Below are 16,340 nucleotides of genomic sequence, written 5' to 3' on the forward strand. Positions count from 1 at the left end.
GTGTCGCTAGGCGGCTCCGGGGGTGTCGCCCAGGGCCTCGGTGACGAGTTCGTCCAGGAGGGTCGCGTAGCCGCTGGTCCAGCCGGCGACGGTCTCGGCGCGCCAGAGGTCGGTCGTGTACTCCATGTATCCCGTGAGGCCGTCGCCCGCCGGGATGACGCCGAAGTTGAACTCGCTGCGCGCCGCCGGCACGGTGAGGTCCTCGAACCGGACGGTGAGACCGGGCAGATCGATGTCGGTCTCCAGGGAGTTCTGGTACTGGAACCCGTAGTCGAGCCGGTCGGGGATGTCCGGGTAGCCGCGTTGACGCAGCCGGGGCGCGAACTTGGCCATCGGAGTCAGGTGGTCCAGGGCCTCGCCCGCGGCGCGGGCCGTCGCACGCACCTGGTCCGCGAACGGTGTCGAGGCCTCCGTCCGCAGCCGCACCAGCAGCGCGGTGACGGTGCAGGCCAGCAGCGACTCCTCCTCAGGGCGGGTGCGGTTGGCGTACGCGACCTGGAGCAGGTTGTCCGCCCGGCCGTTGAGGGTTCCCATGAACCGTCCGAAGGCGGTGGCGGTGACGGCGAACGGAGTGGTGCCCAGCCGCCTCGCCAGCTCCTCGATCCGGCCACGCACCCGGGGCGGCACCGTGAACTGGGCCACCTCGCCGTGGCCGCTGAGCACTGCGGGGCGCGGCCGGTCCAGCGGGAAGTCGTGCCCCAGCGGCGCGTCCTTCAACAGGCCTTCCCAGTAGTCGTCGTGCTCCTCGCCGACGGCACCGGCCCGGCTCCGCTCGTACCGGGCCTGGTCGCTCTGCTGGGTGGCCGGCGGCAGGCCGTGCGGCTCGCCGCGCAGCGCCGCCCGGTACAGGGCCGCGAGGTCCTGGAACAGCATGCTCACCGACCAGCCGTCGCACATCGAGTGGTGCAGTACGAACACCAGTGCCCAGGACTCCTCGCCGGTGCGCACCAGCCGGATCACCGGCTGGACGCCCGCCGCCATGTCGAACCGGTGCCGGGCCGCCTCGGTGGTGATCCGCGACAGCTCCGCCTCCCGCTCACCCTCCGTCAGACCCCTCAGGTCCGCCACAACAGGCTCGACCGGCTCGGCGGGCAGCACGTCCTGCCACCACTCCCCCGTCTCCTCGTCGTGCACGCACCGGGTCCGCAGGGACTCGTGCCGCTCCGTCAGGCCGGTGAGGGCGCTGTGCAGTGCGGAGACGTCCAGCGGGCCGGTGACGAGGAGCCGCAGCCCGACGTTGAACACCTCGGGCAGGGGGAGACTGCCCATGCGCTCCACGAACCTCGCCTGGGCCTCGGTCAGCGGGGGACGATCGGACGCGGCGGCCGGCTCCACCGGAGCCCGACCGCTCTCCGTCCGGGAGCCGGACGCGTCCACGAAGGCGGCCATCGCCGCCGGGGTTGGCTCCTGGAAGAGCCGCGTCACCGGTACGTCCACCCCGAACGCCTCCCGCACCCGGTTCACCAACCGGATCGCGGTGATCGAGTGCCCGCCCAGGTCGAAGAACGACACCTGCGGACCGACCGCCTCCACCCCGGTGCCGAACTCGGCCGCCCACAGCTCACGCACCCGCTCCAGCGTCCGTGACGCAGGCGCAGGCGCAGGCGCAGGCGGGGGCGCCGCCGCCGAGGCCGCCTGCGGCGCGGGCGTCCACGGGACGGTGATCCGCGGCTCGGGCAGTGCCGAGCGGTCCAGCTTGCCGATGGCGTTGAGCGGCAGCGCGGGCAGGACCTCCCAGGCGCGCGGCACCAGGTACTCGGGCACCCGGCGCCCGAGCGCACCGGCGGCCAGGACGGCGAAGGCCGTGCGCTGTGCGGCGGCCGGCCCGTCGTCGCCGTCCAGCGGCTCGGCCGGGACGACGTAGCCGGCCAGGTAGGCGTCCCCGCGCGCGTCACGCCGGGCGAGGACGACCGCCTCCTTCACCCCCCACACCTGGCGCAGCTGCTCGGTCGCCTCGCCCGGCTCGACCCGGAATCCGCGGATCTTCACCTGGTCGTCGGAGCGCCCGCAGAACTCCAGCGCCCCGGAGGAGGGGTTGCGTCGTACGAGGTCACCCGTGCGGTACATCAGCGCACCCGGGCCGCCTGCCGGATCGGGCCGAAACCGCGCGGCGGTCTCGTCCGGCCGGTCCAGGTAGCCGCGCGCGACCCCGGCTCCGGCGACGTACAACTCACCGGCCGTGCCGTCGGGCACCGGCCCGCCCTCGGCGTCCACGATCCGGACCCGGACGTTGTCGACCGGCAGGCCGATCGGGATCGGGCCGCCCTGGCTGCCCCGGGGCGCGACGGTCTGCGCCGTGCACAGGACCGTCGCCTCCGTCGGCCCGTATACGTTGGTGACCCGGTACGCCGCCGACGGGTGCGGCCGGACCCTCAGCACGTCCCCGCCGACCACCAGCTGACGCAGCGGCGGCTGGTGCCGCTCGGGCAGGCCGATGAGTGACTCGCCGAAGGCCGTGGTGAGGAACGCGAAGGTGACGCGCTGCACGGCGTACCAGCGGGCCAGCGCCAGTGGGTCCCCGCGGGTCTCGTCGTCGGCCACGACGAGCGTCGCGCCTGCCGTGAGCGTCGGCCAGATCTCCATCAGCGAGCCGTCGAAGCTGACGCTGGACGCCAGTGCCGTGCGGTCCTCGGCGGTCGTCGCGAAGTGCTCGTGGTGCCAGCGGCAGAACGACACCAGGTTGCGGTGCGGGACGGCGACGCCCTTGGGCCGTCCGGTCGTCCCCGAGGTGTGCAGCGCGTAGCAGAGCGACGAAGGGGTCGCCGTGTCCTCGGCTCCGGCGGACCCGGGGGCGCCGGGGGTGCCAGGGGCGCCACCGGGGTCGTTGACGTCGATGACGGTGACCTCGGCGGCCAGGTCGAGGCCGGCCGGCGCGCCGCCGGCGGTCAGCAGCAGCGGCGAGCCACAGTCGGCCAGCACCGCCTGGGCACGGGCGAGCCCGAGGGCCGGATCGATCGGGGCGTAGCCGTGACCGGCCTTGAGGACGGCGAGCATCGCCACGATCAGCTCGGGCGAGCGGTTCAGCCACAGCGGGACCGGCCGGTCCCGGCCGGCCACGGGTGCGCCGATCCGGTCCCGGACGACGGCGGCGAGCCGGGACGCCCGGCGCTCCAGCTCCCCGTACGTCAGGGTGGTGTCGCCGTCGACGACGGCCGCGTGCCCGGGGCGGCGGGCCGCCTGCCGGGCGACCCAGGCGTGCACGGTCGTCCCGGGCACCTCACGTACCGGGCCGCTCAGCCAGCCGTCCGCCGCCGGGGCGGTGTCCGTGCCGAGCCGGGACAGCGGCGTGGCGTCGTCCGCCACGGCCTGCTGCAGGATGCCGGTGAATGCCGTGAACCAGCCGTCGACCGTGGCGGGGTCGAACAGGTCGGTGTTGAACTCCAGGTGGCAGCGGATGCCCTCCGACGGGCCGTAGTCGGTGAAGTACACGCACAGGTCGGTGAGGGCCTTGTCCGGCCCGGCCTCGAGGGCGGTGGCCCGCACACCCGGCAGGTCGAAGCGGAACGGCTCGCCCCGCTCGAACGCGGCGAGCACCTGGAAGACCGGCGTGCGGTCGGTGGCCCGGCCCCGCGCCAGCTCCCGCACGACCGACTCGAACGGCACGTCGGCGTGGTCGTAGGCGTCCAGCGCGGTGCGCCGCACCCGGTCGAGCAGGGTGCCGAAGCCGGGGTCGCCGGCGAGGTCGACCCGCAGGGCCAGGGTGTTGACGAAGAAGCCGACCAGGTGCTCGGCGCCCTCTGGGCGGTCGGAGATCGGCGTGCCGATCACCACGTCCTGGTCGCCGGTGAGGCGGTGCAGCAGCGCCGCGTAGCCCGTGAGCAGCGTCATGAACAGCGTCGCCCGCCGCCGCCTGCTCAACCCCCGCAGCTGGTCGGAGAGTTCCGGTGGCAGGGTGCGGAAGACGGCCTTGCCGTTGGACGTCATCACCGGCGGGCGGGGCCGGTCGGCCGGCAGGTCGAGCACCGGCAGCTCGCCGCCGAGGTTCTTCCGCCAGTACGCGAGGTCCGCCGCCGTCCTGGGGCTCTCGGCGGCGGCCCGCTGGGCACGGGCGTGGTCGGTGTACGTCCGGGTGAGCGCGGGCAGTTCGCCGTCCGGGACGGTCCGGCCGGCCAGCTCGGCCCGGTAGAAGGCGGAGAGGTCGCCGGTCATCACGCCCGCCGACTCCGCGTCCATCACGATGTGGTGGAGCGAGAGCACCAGGACGTGCCGCTCCGCGGCGAGCCGCACCAGCCGGGTGACCAGGAGGGGGCCCTCCGCGAGGTCGAAGCGACGGGAGCTCTCCGCGTCGAGCACGTCCTGGACGGCGGCGCGCGGGTCGGCCCCGGCCGGGGCCGACGCCGAGCGGTCGATCAGCTCGAAGTCCGGCTCCTGCGGCGGCAGGACCACCTGCACGGGCTCGCCCGTGCCGCTCTCGCGGAAGACGGTCCGCAGGCACTCGTGGCGGGCCACCAGCGACCGCACGGCGGACCGGAGCGCGGTGACGTCCAGCGGGCCTTCCAGGAGCAGGGCCTTGGACTCGTTGTAGGCGGTGCGGCCCGGCATGATCCGCTCCAGCATCCAGATGCGCTGCTGGCCGAAGGAGAGCGGGTGCCGCGCCTGCACGGCGGGCTCCGCCGGGGCCTGCGCGGGCTCCGGCACGGCGGGTGCGACCGGGGCCCGCGCGGGCTCCGGCGCCGCGGGGCGGGTGTACGAGCGGCGCAGCGCGTCGAGCTGGGGCAGCCCGGCCCGCAGGGTCTCCCCCGGGACGCCGAAGTCCACCAGCGCCACGATCTCGTCGACGCCCGCCGCCGTGACGGCGTCCACGACGGGCCGCACGCTGTCGGCCGTGCCGATCAGTGCCCGGTCGTCGCAGTACCGCCGGTAGGCACGCGCGAACAGCACGTCCTGGTCGTCCTCGCTCAACGCCGACAGGTCGACGTTGAACCCGAGGCTGTTGGTCACCCCGCCGAAGAGCGAGAGCGAGGCCCGCATGTACCGCGAGAGCGGCCCGAACGCCGCCTCGCGCGCCTGGTCGTGGTCACTGCCGAGGAGGGTGTGCAGCAGGATGGCGACCCGGCCGGCGGCCGGGTCGAGGCCGTGGGCGGCGCGGGTGCGGCGGTAGCGGGCGATGTTGTCGCGCAGCTGGTCCAGGCTCTGCGACATCAGGTTGGTGACGATGCCCAGGTCATGGCGGGCGGCCAGCTCGTAGGAGGCCGGGTTCCCGACGACCGCCGTGAACATCGGCGGCAGGTCCTGGACCGGCCGGGGGAACAGCCGGATCTCGGTCTCGCCCCCGTCGCCGGTGGCGCGGGTGAGGGCTCCGCCGCTCCAGAGCGTCCGGACCTCGGCGAGCTGGCTGTACATCGCCTCCTTGTGCCGGCCGAAGCGCTCCGGGAAGAAGACGAAGTCGTTCGCGTGCCAGCCGCTCGCGCAGCCGATGCCGACCCGTCCGCCGGAGAGGTTGTCCACCATCGACCACTCCTCGGCGACCCGGATCGGGTCGTGGAGCGGCAGGACGACCGAGCCCGCGTTGATGCGGATGCGGGCCGTCTCCCGGGCGAGGGCCGCCGCGAGCACGGCGGGGTTGGGGAACAGGCCGCCGAAGGAGTGGAAGTGCCGTTCGGGCATCCAGAGGGAGTGGAACCCGTGGGTGTCGGCGAACCGGGCGGTCGCCAGGATCTCGGCGTACTTGTCCAGGCGGGGGGCCTCCTCCTGCGGGTAGTCGCCGAAGAAGTAGACGCTGAAGTCGGGACCGGACGTACCGGCGGGGGCGGCGGTACGGGCGGGACCGGACGTACGGGCGGGGGCGGCGGCCGGAGTCCGGCTGACGGCCGGTGCCGGGGTGCGGTGGCGGACCGGGCCGGAGAGGGGCATCGCCCCGACCGGTGCCTGGGCCGGCGCAGCGGCAGGCACGGCGGCGGGCGCAGCGGCAGGCACGGCGGTGGGCGCAGCGGCAGGCACGGCGGTGGGCGCAGTGGCAGGCATTGCGGCGGGCACGGCACCCGCCCGGGCCTGGGTGCGGGCCTTCGGGAAGAACCCGGCGTCGCGCAGCTCGCGCAGCGAACCCTGGACGGCGTCCGTGACGACGGCGAGGTCCTCGTCGGTGTGCTCGGTGGAGAGGAAGAAGTTCCGCCACTCCCAGACGAACACCCCGCGCAACAGCAGGTGGTGGTAGAGCAGTTCCATGTCGGCGCGGTGCTCGAAGCGGAACATCGAGCCGAAGTGGGCGAGCCGCAGCGGGAATTCCTCGGCCTCGAAGAACCCGTTGAGACCGGCGGCGAAGCGGTCCGTCCGGCTGTTGAGGCGCTGCTGGAGGCCCGGCCCCGACGCCTTGAGGTGGGCGAGGACGGCGCGGGCGGCCACCATCGACACCGGGTGCTGGATGTAGGTGCCACCGAAGAAGGTCGTCTCGCCCGGCGGGTAACTGGCGTCCCCGTAGCTCCAGTAGCCGCCGTCGACACCGTCCATGATGTCGGCCCGCCCGGCGATGGCGCCGATCGGGAAGCCGCCGCCGAGCAGCTTCCCGTAGGTGGCCAAGTCGGGTGTCACTCCGTACAGCTCCTGCGCGCCGCGCAGGGCCGGGCGGAAGCCGGTCAGCATCTCGTCGAACATGAGCACGATGCCGTGCCGCCGCGTCAGCTCGCGCAGCTCCCGGACGAACTCCACCGGCTGCAGGGACGGGTGGCGGCTCTGTACCGGCTCGACGATGCACGCGGCGATGGAGTGCGCCTGCTCCTCGATGACGCGCAGCGAGGCCGGGTCGCCGTAGTCGAGGACCAGGAGATCGGCCACCGCGCTGTCCGGGATGCCGATCGACACGGGCGCGGTCGCGCGCGCCTCGCCCGACCCCGCGGCGCGGCCGAGGACGTTGTCCGCGTGACCGTGGTACGAGCCGTGGAACGTCACGATCCTCCGGCGCCCGGTGGCGGCGCGCGCCAGCCGGATCGCGGCCGAGTTGGCCTCCGTCCCGGAGTTGGCGAACGCCACCCGCTCCATCCCGGTGAGCTCGGCGAGCAGCTCGGCCGCCTCCCCCGTCTCGGCGTTGCGCGGCCCCAACTGCACACCGCGCGAGAGGTGTTCGCGGACCGCCTCGCGGACGAACGGCGGCTCGTGACCGAACATCAGCACGCCGAAGCCCATGGTGATGTCGGTGTACCGGTTGCCGTCGATGTCGGTGATCTGCACGCCGGACGCACCGCGCGCCGCGATCGGGTACAGCATCTCCTTGGTGCTGGAGCGGAAGCCGACCACGGCCCGGCTGTCGGCCAGCACCCGGCGGTGGCGCTGGGCCAGCTCCTTCGAGGTCTGCGTCTTCGCGGTGTACCGGCGGACGAGCTCGTCCAGGTGCCGCTGCCGGCTCTCCGGTCCGGCGCCCGCGGCCATGCCGGAGCCACGGTCGACCGCCACCCGCGGGCCGTGCATCCTCGGCGCGGCGCCGGACGGTGCCGCGGCCTGGACCTGGACCTGGGCCGCACCGGCCAGCTGCTCGGTGATCCGCCGTGACAGCTCCGCCATCGCGGCGAGATCGCGGTCGGCCGCGGCGGTGACGGCCGAGGGGTCGCCGTACTCCGAGCCCGGGCTCACCGGCCACCAGCCGGGTTCGAGGCGCCGCCGGTCAGCGAGCCGAGCTGGCGGGTCACCAGCTCGGAGAGCTGCGTCATCATCTGGAGCTGGATCTGGGTGAGTTGCTGGATCTGGCGCGCCAGGTCGTCGATCTCCTGACGCGTCGCGTACACCGGGGCCGGCATCGCGGGTGCGGCGGGCGCGGGGACGGCGGGCGCGGGGACCGAGGCCTGAACGGGAGCAGGGACGGGCTGGGCCGGCGGAGCGGGCGGGGTGACCGGGACGGGTGGGGCCGGCGGCTCGGCCCCCGGGATCCGGCTGACGATCAGCTCGGCCAGCAGTCGCGGCGTACCGGCCTGCTCGAACAGCTCACGCATGGCGACCTTGACCTGGTACTCCTGCTCGACGAGCCGCAGGACGTGGATCATCTGCAGCGAGTCGGCGCCCAGGTCGAAGAACGAGGTGTCGTCGGCCACCTCCTCGGGCTCGGCCCCGAGTTGACTGACTGTCAGGTCGATGATGTAACGGCGCACGCCGTCGCCGACGGCCGTCCCCGCGTTGCTCTGCTCCACTGGTTCCTCATCCTCCCTGGGCGCACTGACCGCGCTGATCACCGGTTCGGGTCCTGTCCAGTAGCGACGGCGCTGGAAGCGGTAGCCGGGCAGCGGGGTGCGACCGCCGCCGGTGCCCTCCAGCAGGTGGTGCCAGTCCACGGGTACGCCCGCGCAGTGCAGGGCGGCGGCCGCGGACCACATCGGTTCGGTGCCCGCACCGCGGCGCGTCGCCGAGACCACGGTGGCGCCCGGCAGGGCCCGCCTGGCCAGGCCGCCGAGGGTGTGGTGCGGCCCGAGGTCCAGGAGTACGGGGCCGTCCGGCGCCTCGGCGCCGAGCGCCGCGAGCACCGCGTCGAACCGCACCTCCTGCCGGGTGTGCCGCAGGAAGTAGTCCGGGCCCGGGACCCACCCCACCGGGCGGACGACGCCGTCCAGCCCGCTCACGAACGGGACGGCCAGCGGCCGGAAGGCGACGCCCTCCAGCACCGTGCGGAACGCGCCGAGCGCCGGTTCGGCCAGCGCCGTGTGGAAGGCGCGGTCGACCGGGAGCCGCTCGCCGGGGATGCCGCGCTCGGCGAGCAGCGTGAGCAGCTTCTCCGCCGCCTCGACCGGGCCGCCCAGCACGTGCGACCGCCCGCCGTTGGCGACGGCCAGCTCCAGTCCGGGGACTTCGGCCGCCAGCAGTTCTGCGGTGGTCCGGCCGACGGCGACGGCGACCATCGCGCCAGGCGGGCAGCTCTGCATGAGCCGGCCGCGCTCGGCGGTGAGCCGCAGCCCGTCGGCCGTGCTGAGCGCCCCGGCGGCCGCCAGCGCCGCGTACTCCCCGGCGCTGTGCCCGGCCACGATCGCGGGCCGCACTCCGGCCCGGTGCCACAGCTGGGTGAGCGCCGCCTGGAACGCGAACAGGGCGGGCTGGGCGGCGCCCGTCGGCCAGGTCTCGTACCCGACGGCCTCCGGGCCGGTGCGGAACGCCTCGAGCAGCGGCGCGCCGTACTCCCGGCGGTACTGGGCCTCGCACGCGTCGAGGACGTCGGCCACCGCCCGGAACCTTCCGTCGAAGGGAGCGGCCATGCCCCGGGAGGGGCTGCCCTGGCCCGCGAACAGGAACGCGACCGGGGTCGTACCCTCGCGCGGGGCGAGGCCGGACAGCACCCGACCGCGACCGCCGCCCGCGGGGGCCGCTCCGGCCAGCCAGCCGTCGAGCGCGTCGGCGAGCGCCGTCGGCGTGTCACCGCGCACGGCGAGCCGGTGCCGCCCGTGGCCGCGGCCGAGCGCTGCGGTGGTGACCAGGTCGGGCAGGGACGACTGCGGGTGGCGGCGTAAGTGGTTGCGTAAGGCCCGGGCGTTCGCGGTGAGGGCCTGCGGGTCACGCCCGGAGACCAGCAGCACGCCGGGAGCGGGGTGGGCGGGCCGCTCCGGCGGCGGGGGCGCGGGGGGTGGCTCCTCCAGCAGGACGTGGACGTTGGTGCCGCCCACTCCCAGCGAGGTGACCCCGGCCCGGCGCGGGCGGCCGTCCCGCGGCCACGGGCGGGCCGTACGGGGGATGTAGAAGGGGCTGGCGTCGAGGTCGAGCGCCGGATTGGGGCGCTCGAAGCCCGCCAGCGGCGGGATCACCCCGTGCCGTACGGCGAGCATCGCCTTGATGAGGCCGACCAGTCCGGAGGCCACGTCCAGGTGCCCGATGTTCGCCTTGACCGAACCGATCGCGCAGTAGCCGGTCCGGTCGGTGTCGGCGCGGAACGCGGCGGTGGCGCCGTCGAACTCGATCGGGTCACCCTTGAGTGTGCCGGTGCCGTGGGTCTCCAGCAGGCCGATCCCGTCCGCGCTGACCCCGGCCGTCTCCAATGCCCGGCGGATCGCGGTCTGCTGGCCGACCGTGCTGGGCGCGGTGTAACTGTGTTTGCTGGCACCGTCGTTGCTGACACCCCAACCGCTGATGACCCCGTGCACGGTGTCCCGGTCGGCGACGGCACGGTCGAACCGCTTGAGGACGATCGCCGCCACCCCGTTGCCGCCGACCGTGCCGTCCGCCGATCCGTCGAACGCCCGCAGGCGGCCCGTCCTCGACAGGATCGAGCCCTTGACGTACTGGTAGCCCAGCACCTGCGGCGTGTGGACGGCCGCGGCCCCGACCAGCGCAATGTCGGTGTCCCCGCACAGCAGTGCCTGCCCGGCGGTCTGCACCGCGACGAGCGAACTGGAGCACCCCGTCTGGATGTTGACCGAGGGGCCGGTCAGGTCCAGCCGGAAGGAGGCGCGGGTGGCGGTGAAGTCGGGGTAGTTGCCGACCATCACCTGCATGCGCGAGAGCCAGTCCTCCGCGGTCAGTTCCGGGAGCACGTTGTTGAGCAGATAGGTCTGCAGCGAGTACAGCTCGTACCCGGTGGTGCCGTAGACACCGATGCGCGTGCCCGGGCGCTCCTGCGGGTAACCGGCGTTCTCCAGGGCGTGGTAGGCGACTTCGAGGAACAGCCGGTGCTGCGGATCGGTCCAGGTGGCCTCACGGGCGCTCATCCCGAAGAACGGCGCGTCGAAACGCGAGACGTCACCGTCGAGCACGGCACTCGCGCCGACGAAGTCCGGCGCCCGGTACTTCTCGGATGGCACCCCGGCGGCGGCGAGCTCCTCGTCGGTGAAGTGCCGGATGCGGTCCTCGCCGTCGCGGATCAGCCGCCAGAACTCGTCCTCGGTGTCCGCGCCGGGCAGGCGGAGGGCGACCCCGATGACGGCGATCCGCCGGTCAGCAGGGGCGGTCATGCCCGCCCGCCCTCGGACGCGGGCACCCGGCCGTCGACGGGCTCCGCCACCGGGGTGGGCCGGCCCGCCACCGTGCGCCGCAGCAGCAGCCCCAGGAATCCGACGCACAGCAGGATCGCGAGCCCGTGGAAAGCCCCCACCACCCGCAGCGGCGAGAAGTGTTCGAGCAGGGCGCCGTTGAGGATCATGCCGAGGCCGAAGCCCAGGTTCTCCACCGAGGCCGAGAGGCCGAACAGCCGCGCCCGCTGCGCGTCCGGGACGGCCTGGAGCCGGGAGACGTAGGCGACCTCGGTCAGGCCGTCCGCCATGCCGGCCACCAGCGCCACGACGATCGCCGGGAGGGTCGGCAGCCCGCTGAAGACGAGGATGAACGAGGCCGACATCACGCAGGCACCCAGCGCGAAGACCCGCTCGCCCGGGCTGCGGCCCGTACGGGAGCTGTAACGGGACAGGATCTGCTGCACGGCGATGTTGCCGATGGCCCAGGTCGCCCAGAACTGGCTGATGAACGCGGCCGGGCGGGCGGGGTCGAGCGCGGCGGAGTAGACCGGCAGGGCCACGTTGTGGGAGGAGGAGCCCAGGCCGTCCGCCGCCCGGACCAGGACCATCACGGCCACGACGGGCATCGACCGCAGCAGCACCAGCGAGGCCCAGCGCCCGCCGCCGCCCTCCCGCCCGGCCGCTCCACCCTGCTCCGCCTTCGCGGCGGACACCGGAGCGGACACCGGAGCGGACACCGCGGCGGACACCGGGGCATCGCCCTCCCGTTCCTCCCGCGCGGCCTCCGTGCGGATCGACAGCGAGGTCAGCACGCTCGCCGAGACGAGGAACGAGAGCGCGTCGAAGGCGAAGGCCCAGCGGTAGCCGAGCTGGGCGACGATGACGCTCGCCGAGCCGAACCCGGCCACCATCGCCAGGGAACGGCCGGTTGCCAGCAGGCTGTTGGCCCTGGTGCGCAGGTCGGCGCCGACGATCTCGGGCACCGCGCTGCGCAGCGACACCCCGGAGACGGTCGAGCAGGCACCGGCGACGACGGCGAGCACGAACAGCAGCCCGACCCGGGCACCCGACGGCGCCAGCAGCAGCAGTACCAACGCGGTGGCCTGGGTGAGGTCGGAGCCGACCATCAGGCGCTTTCGCGGGATCCGGGACGCGAGGGAGCCTGCGACCACCCCGGAGGCGACGCTGGTCAGCAGCCGCACCGCCATGTACAGACCGGCCGTCAGGGCGCTGCCCGTCAGCTGGTAGACGAAGACGTTGAGCGCCACCATGTTGAGATAACTGCCGTACGCGGAAACCGCGTTACCAGCGACGAGCAGGCGGAAACGCCTCACTTCAGCCCCTCCCGAGCCCGGCTTGCGGACACCGGCAAGCTACTCCTGGAAGGGCTTCGCGGGGCGGTTCGGCGGCCGACCTGGCAGCAACTTGACAGTACTCGGGCCAAACGGACGGAGCGTCGGTCGGAAAATGTCAGCGGGCCCCCGCCGCACGGCGAGGGCCCGGGCGCGCTCGGCTCAGCCGGTGACGCAGGTGACGGTGGTCTTCCAGTAGCCCGGGGCGATGAGGTCGGTCTCCGAGGAGCACTGGCTGTCCGTGTAGCCCGCGGCGAGGGCCAGGTTCCAGGCGTGCTGGGTCGCGATGCCCGCATTGGGGCCGCTGCCGTAGAAGTAGCGGACGGTGGTGGCGGAGGCCTCGGTGGCGGTACCGGCGAAGCCGAGCAGGCCGGCGGCGAGGAGGGCCACTGCGGCGGCGCGACGGGGGAGCGAAACCATGCTGGTTCTCCATCTCTTGTGGCGGAGTGGTGCAGGAATCGAAAATGATCCGGTAGGACCAAGCCGCGACTGTAGCAGCGGATGTGACGGATCAACAGACGTGGTTCAGCTGGGAATGACGAGGCTCAGGAGGCGCAGGGGGGAAGCTCGGGGTTGTCGTGGGTGCGGACGGCGGGCAGCCAGGCGAGTCCCTCGGGGATGTCGGGGACGGCGTCGCGGAACCAGCGGGTCGTCTCGACTCCGGTCTCGTCGCCCACGCGTTCGGCGTCGCGCAGGACACAGTCGGCCGTCAGGGCGTCTCCGTGCCAGACCCGGTGCGCCACCACGTTGGCGGCCTCGTAGGCCTTGCGCGGGTCCCGGGCCAGGCCCATGCTGCAGGCCGGCAGTCGCTGCTGCTGGGTCTTGCAGTCGCCCTCGACGTTGTACACCGAGATGTTCACCGTCCGTGCCCCGGTGGACGGTTGGGGCACCGGCGGGCTCGCCCGGTGCCCGGTCGATGCCGCCCACCAGCTCAAGGTGGACGGCGGTTTCGGCACCAACACCTTCAACGCGCTCAATAAGGCCCAGGCCGCCCGCCGGGGCCACCGCGGACGGTGTCTACGGCCCAAACACCAGGCACGCGTTCGCGACCTCCCGGGGCTGGTGGTCCGGGACGTACTGCCTGTGGGTGGACGCCTGACGGAACGTCCACGGCCGGCCCGGGGCTCACCCGGGCAGGCCGTGGACCATGGCACCGCCGAGGAGGGTGTGGGTGGGGCGAAGGGAGTCCAAGTCTGTTGCAGTGTAAGGATCTTCGGGCCAGACGGTGAGGTCGGCGAGCCGGCCGGGGGTGAGGAGGCCGCGCAGGCGGGCTTCACCGGCGAGGCGGGCGGCGGCAGTGGTGTGGAGGGTGACGGCCTCGGCGAGGGTGATGGCCTGGTCCGGGCCGAGGACGCCGGCCACGGTCGAGCGGGTGGTCAGGCCGTGCAGGGAGTGGGCCACACCGAAGGCGCCGACGGGGTAGTCGGAGCCGGCCGAGAGGTCGGCCCCGGCGTCGAGCCAGGCCCGGGCGGGGAAGAGGGCGGCCACGCGTTCGCGGCCCCAGTACTCGGACTGGATGGCGGCGGCGTCGTGCAGCAGCGGCTGCTGGACGGTGACCGGGATGCCGAGCTGGACGACTCGGCGCCGCTGGGTGCGCTCCGCGAGCCCGCCGTGCTCCATGACCAGCGTGCCGTACGGCAGCCCGGGGATGCGCTGCTGGACGCGCTCGAACAGGTCGAGCAGGGTGCGGACGCCGCGGTCGCCGTAGGCGTGGATGCCGACCCGCCAGCCGCGCCGGACCACGAGTTCGACAGCCTCCTCCAACTCCGGTTGGTGCCAGGACAGTTGTCCGGTGTAGCCCGGGGTCGGGCAGTGCGCCGGGCAGTACGGGGCCTCCAGGGCCCCCGCCTCGATGCCACCGTCCATCCAGAACTTGACGCCCCAGACCTTCAGCCAGGGGTCGGCCACGTTTCGCCAGGGCTCCATGCCGTCGAGCAGCTCCTCGACCTGCTGCACCGAGCTGAAGCCGAGCGTGGAGAGCAACACCCTGACCCGGCAGCCGAGTCCGCCGCGCGCGTGCAGCTCCTTCAGCGCGGCCAGGTCGGCCGGGGAGGAGTTGGTGTCGCGGACGGTGCCGATGCCGGTCGCCGCGTAGGCGTGCGAGGCCAGGCGCAGCCCGTCCAGCTTGCGCTCCTGGTCGGGCGCGGGCAGGTGCGGCCGGATCAGGGGGAGGCCGCCGCGCAGGTGGCCGACGGGCCGGCCGTCGCCGTGGCGGGTGATGGCGCCGCCCGCCGGGTCGGGGGTGGTGGCGTCGATTCCGCACAGGCGCAGCGCGTACCCGTTGAGGACTTGGTTGTGGACGCCGCGCTGGACGAGCACCGGGTGCCGGTCGGTGGCGGTGTCGAGCTCGGCGGCGGTGGGGAAGCGGCGTTCGGCGAGGTTCAGCTCCTGCCAGTGCCCGGCGGTGCGGATCCACTCCCCCGCCGGGGTGCGCTCGGCGCGGGCGCGGATCAGCTCGAGGAACTCGGCGACGGAGCGGGCGCCGTCCACGGCCACGTCGTGGGCGCTGTCGGCGGCCGCGATCAGGTGGGTGTGGGTGTCGTCGAAGGCCGGGAGGACGGTGGCGCCGGGCAGGTCGAGCACGGTGGTGCCCGGGCCGAGGAGGTGGTCGAGCCCGTCCGGCGCCGCCGAGACCGCGTACACCCGGTCGCCGCGCACGGCGAGCGAGCGCTGTGGCTCCTGGCCGGGGGCGAGGGTGTGGATGCGGCCCGCGCGCAGCAGCAGGTCCGCGGAGGGTGGGGTGGGCACGGCAGACCTCCGGTCAGTCGGCTTCGGGCCGGACCAGGCGCTCGTCCGGGATGACCGCGACGCCAAGGATCTCGATCATGGCCTCGGGCTGCCAGAGCCCGGTGGTGCCGATGCCGGCCATCGCGGGGTAGACCGGGCCGGCCAGTTCGCGCCAGACCTGGCCGATCTCGCGGCCGTGGGCCTGGTAGTCGGGGATGTCGGTCAGGTAGATGGTCACGCTCACCAAGTCCTGCGGTATGCCGCCGGCCGCCGCGAGGGTGGTGAGGACGTTGCCGAAGGCCTGCCGGAACTGCTCGACGATGCCACCGGGGACGATCTTCATGTCCCGGTCGAGGGCGGTCTGGCCGCCCAGGTGGAGCGTGTTGCCGCTCAGTGTCCCGTGCGAGTAGCCGCTGGGCTTGGGCAGGGACGGGGGGTTGACCGGAATCGGCGTCAGGTCGGTTGCCATGGCGAGCTCCTGCGGGCCGGGAACTTGGGCGCCGTCACCGTAGCATCTATTGACAGCTCCGTGACGGTCGCAGAAATAATGAAATACCCGATGACGGGCCCCTCGGTACGGAGGAGTGGCAAGGCACATGCACCTCGCGACAGTGACCCACGCGGGCGGTACCAGCGCCGCGGTCCTCGACGGGAGCAGCTGGCGGGCCCTGCCCGCCGCCGACCTGTCGGCGCTGCTCGACAGCGGGGCAGAGCCCGTCCCCGGCGAGGTGCTGGCCGGGGCCGTGCCCGTGCTGCCGCTGCCCGCGCCGCGCAAGGTGATCTGCTGCGGCCTGAACTACGCCGACCACATCCTCGAGACCGGCCGCGAACTGCCCGCCCACCCCACGCTGTTCACCAAGTACGCCGACACCCTGGCCGGCCCCGAGGCCGATCTCCTGCTGCCGGCGGGCCTGCAGGTGGACTGGGAGGCCGAGCTCGCCGTGGTGGTGGGCGCGACCCTGCGCCGCGCCGACCGCGAGGCCGCGCTGAAGGGGATCGCGGGCTACACCGTGGCCAACGACATCTCGGTGCGCGACTGGCAGTACCGGACGCTGGAGTGGTTCCAGGGCAAGGCCTGGGACGGCTCGACCCCCGTCGGCCCGGTGGTCGTGACGCCCGACGAGCTCGACCCCGCCGAGGGCGTCGAGGTGATCTGCCGGGTCAACGGCGAGCAGGTCCAGCGCGGCAACACCCGCACGCTGGTGTTCGACCCCGCCGACCTGCTCGCGTACATCTCGACCTTCACCGTGCTGCGCCCGGGCGACCTGGTGCTGACCGGCACGCCCGGCGGCATCGGGGCGGCGCGGCGGCCGCCGCGCTACCTCGCCGACGGCGACGTGGTGGAGACGGAGATCACCGGCCTCGGCACCCTGCGCAACACCGTCCGGTTCGTGAACTGACCCGAGGA

At 73.8% G+C, this 16,340-nt stretch carries 8 protein-coding genes; 1 reads left to right on the plus strand and 7 read right to left on the minus strand.

The features are described from left to right. Positions 1-6: 6 nt before the first annotated feature. From ABT095_RS03830 to ABT095_RS03860, 7 genes are all read right to left on the minus strand, one after another. Complete coding sequence (locus ABT095_RS03830) at positions 7-7,563, minus strand: non-ribosomal peptide synthetase (protein WP_350527647.1); 7,557 nt, start codon at positions 7,561-7,563, stop codon at positions 7-9. Next, positions 7,560-10,853 (minus strand): type I polyketide synthase, encoded by a 3,294-nt coding sequence (locus tag ABT095_RS03835; protein WP_350527648.1) that lies wholly within the window; start codon positions 10,851-10,853, stop codon positions 7,560-7,562. The genes ABT095_RS03830 and ABT095_RS03835 overlap by 4 nt, the downstream gene beginning before the upstream one ends. Next, positions 10,850-12,187 (minus strand): MFS transporter, encoded by a 1,338-nt coding sequence (locus tag ABT095_RS03840; RefSeq protein WP_350527649.1) that lies wholly within the window; start codon positions 12,185-12,187, stop codon positions 10,850-10,852. The genes ABT095_RS03835 and ABT095_RS03840 overlap by 4 nt, the downstream gene beginning before the upstream one ends. Before the next feature lie 180 nt (positions 12,188-12,367). Further along, positions 12,368-12,625: a hypothetical protein gene (locus ABT095_RS03845; RefSeq protein WP_350527650.1), complete on the minus strand. Its 258-nt coding sequence runs from the start codon at positions 12,623-12,625 to the stop codon at positions 12,368-12,370. Positions 12,626-12,750: 125 nt separating this feature from the next. Next, the gene (locus ABT095_RS03850; RefSeq protein WP_350527651.1) at positions 12,751-13,065 is read right to left on the minus strand and encodes a hypothetical protein; all 315 of its coding nucleotides are present in this window, start codon (positions 13,063-13,065) and stop codon (positions 12,751-12,753) included. A 265-nt stretch (positions 13,066-13,330) separates the two neighbouring features. Then, positions 13,331-14,953 (minus strand): amidohydrolase, encoded by a 1,623-nt coding sequence (locus tag ABT095_RS03855; protein WP_350527652.1) that lies wholly within the window; start codon positions 14,951-14,953, stop codon positions 13,331-13,333. 13 nt (positions 14,954-14,966) lie between these two features. Next, the gene (locus ABT095_RS03860) at positions 14,967-15,401 is read right to left on the minus strand and encodes a RidA family protein (RefSeq protein WP_350527653.1); all 435 of its coding nucleotides are present in this window, start codon (positions 15,399-15,401) and stop codon (positions 14,967-14,969) included. Positions 15,402-15,528: 127 nt separating this feature from the next. On the opposite strand from ABT095_RS03860, the gene ABT095_RS03865 reads away from it, so the two are divergent. Further along, positions 15,529-16,332: a fumarylacetoacetate hydrolase family protein gene (locus ABT095_RS03865; protein WP_350527654.1), complete on the plus strand. Its 804-nt coding sequence runs from the start codon at positions 15,529-15,531 to the stop codon at positions 16,330-16,332. The last annotated feature ends 8 nt before the right edge of the window (positions 16,333-16,340 follow it).

The organism is Kitasatospora sp. NPDC002227, from assembly GCF_040296285.1.
GTDB lineage: Bacteria > Actinomycetota > Actinomycetes > Streptomycetales > Streptomycetaceae > Kitasatospora.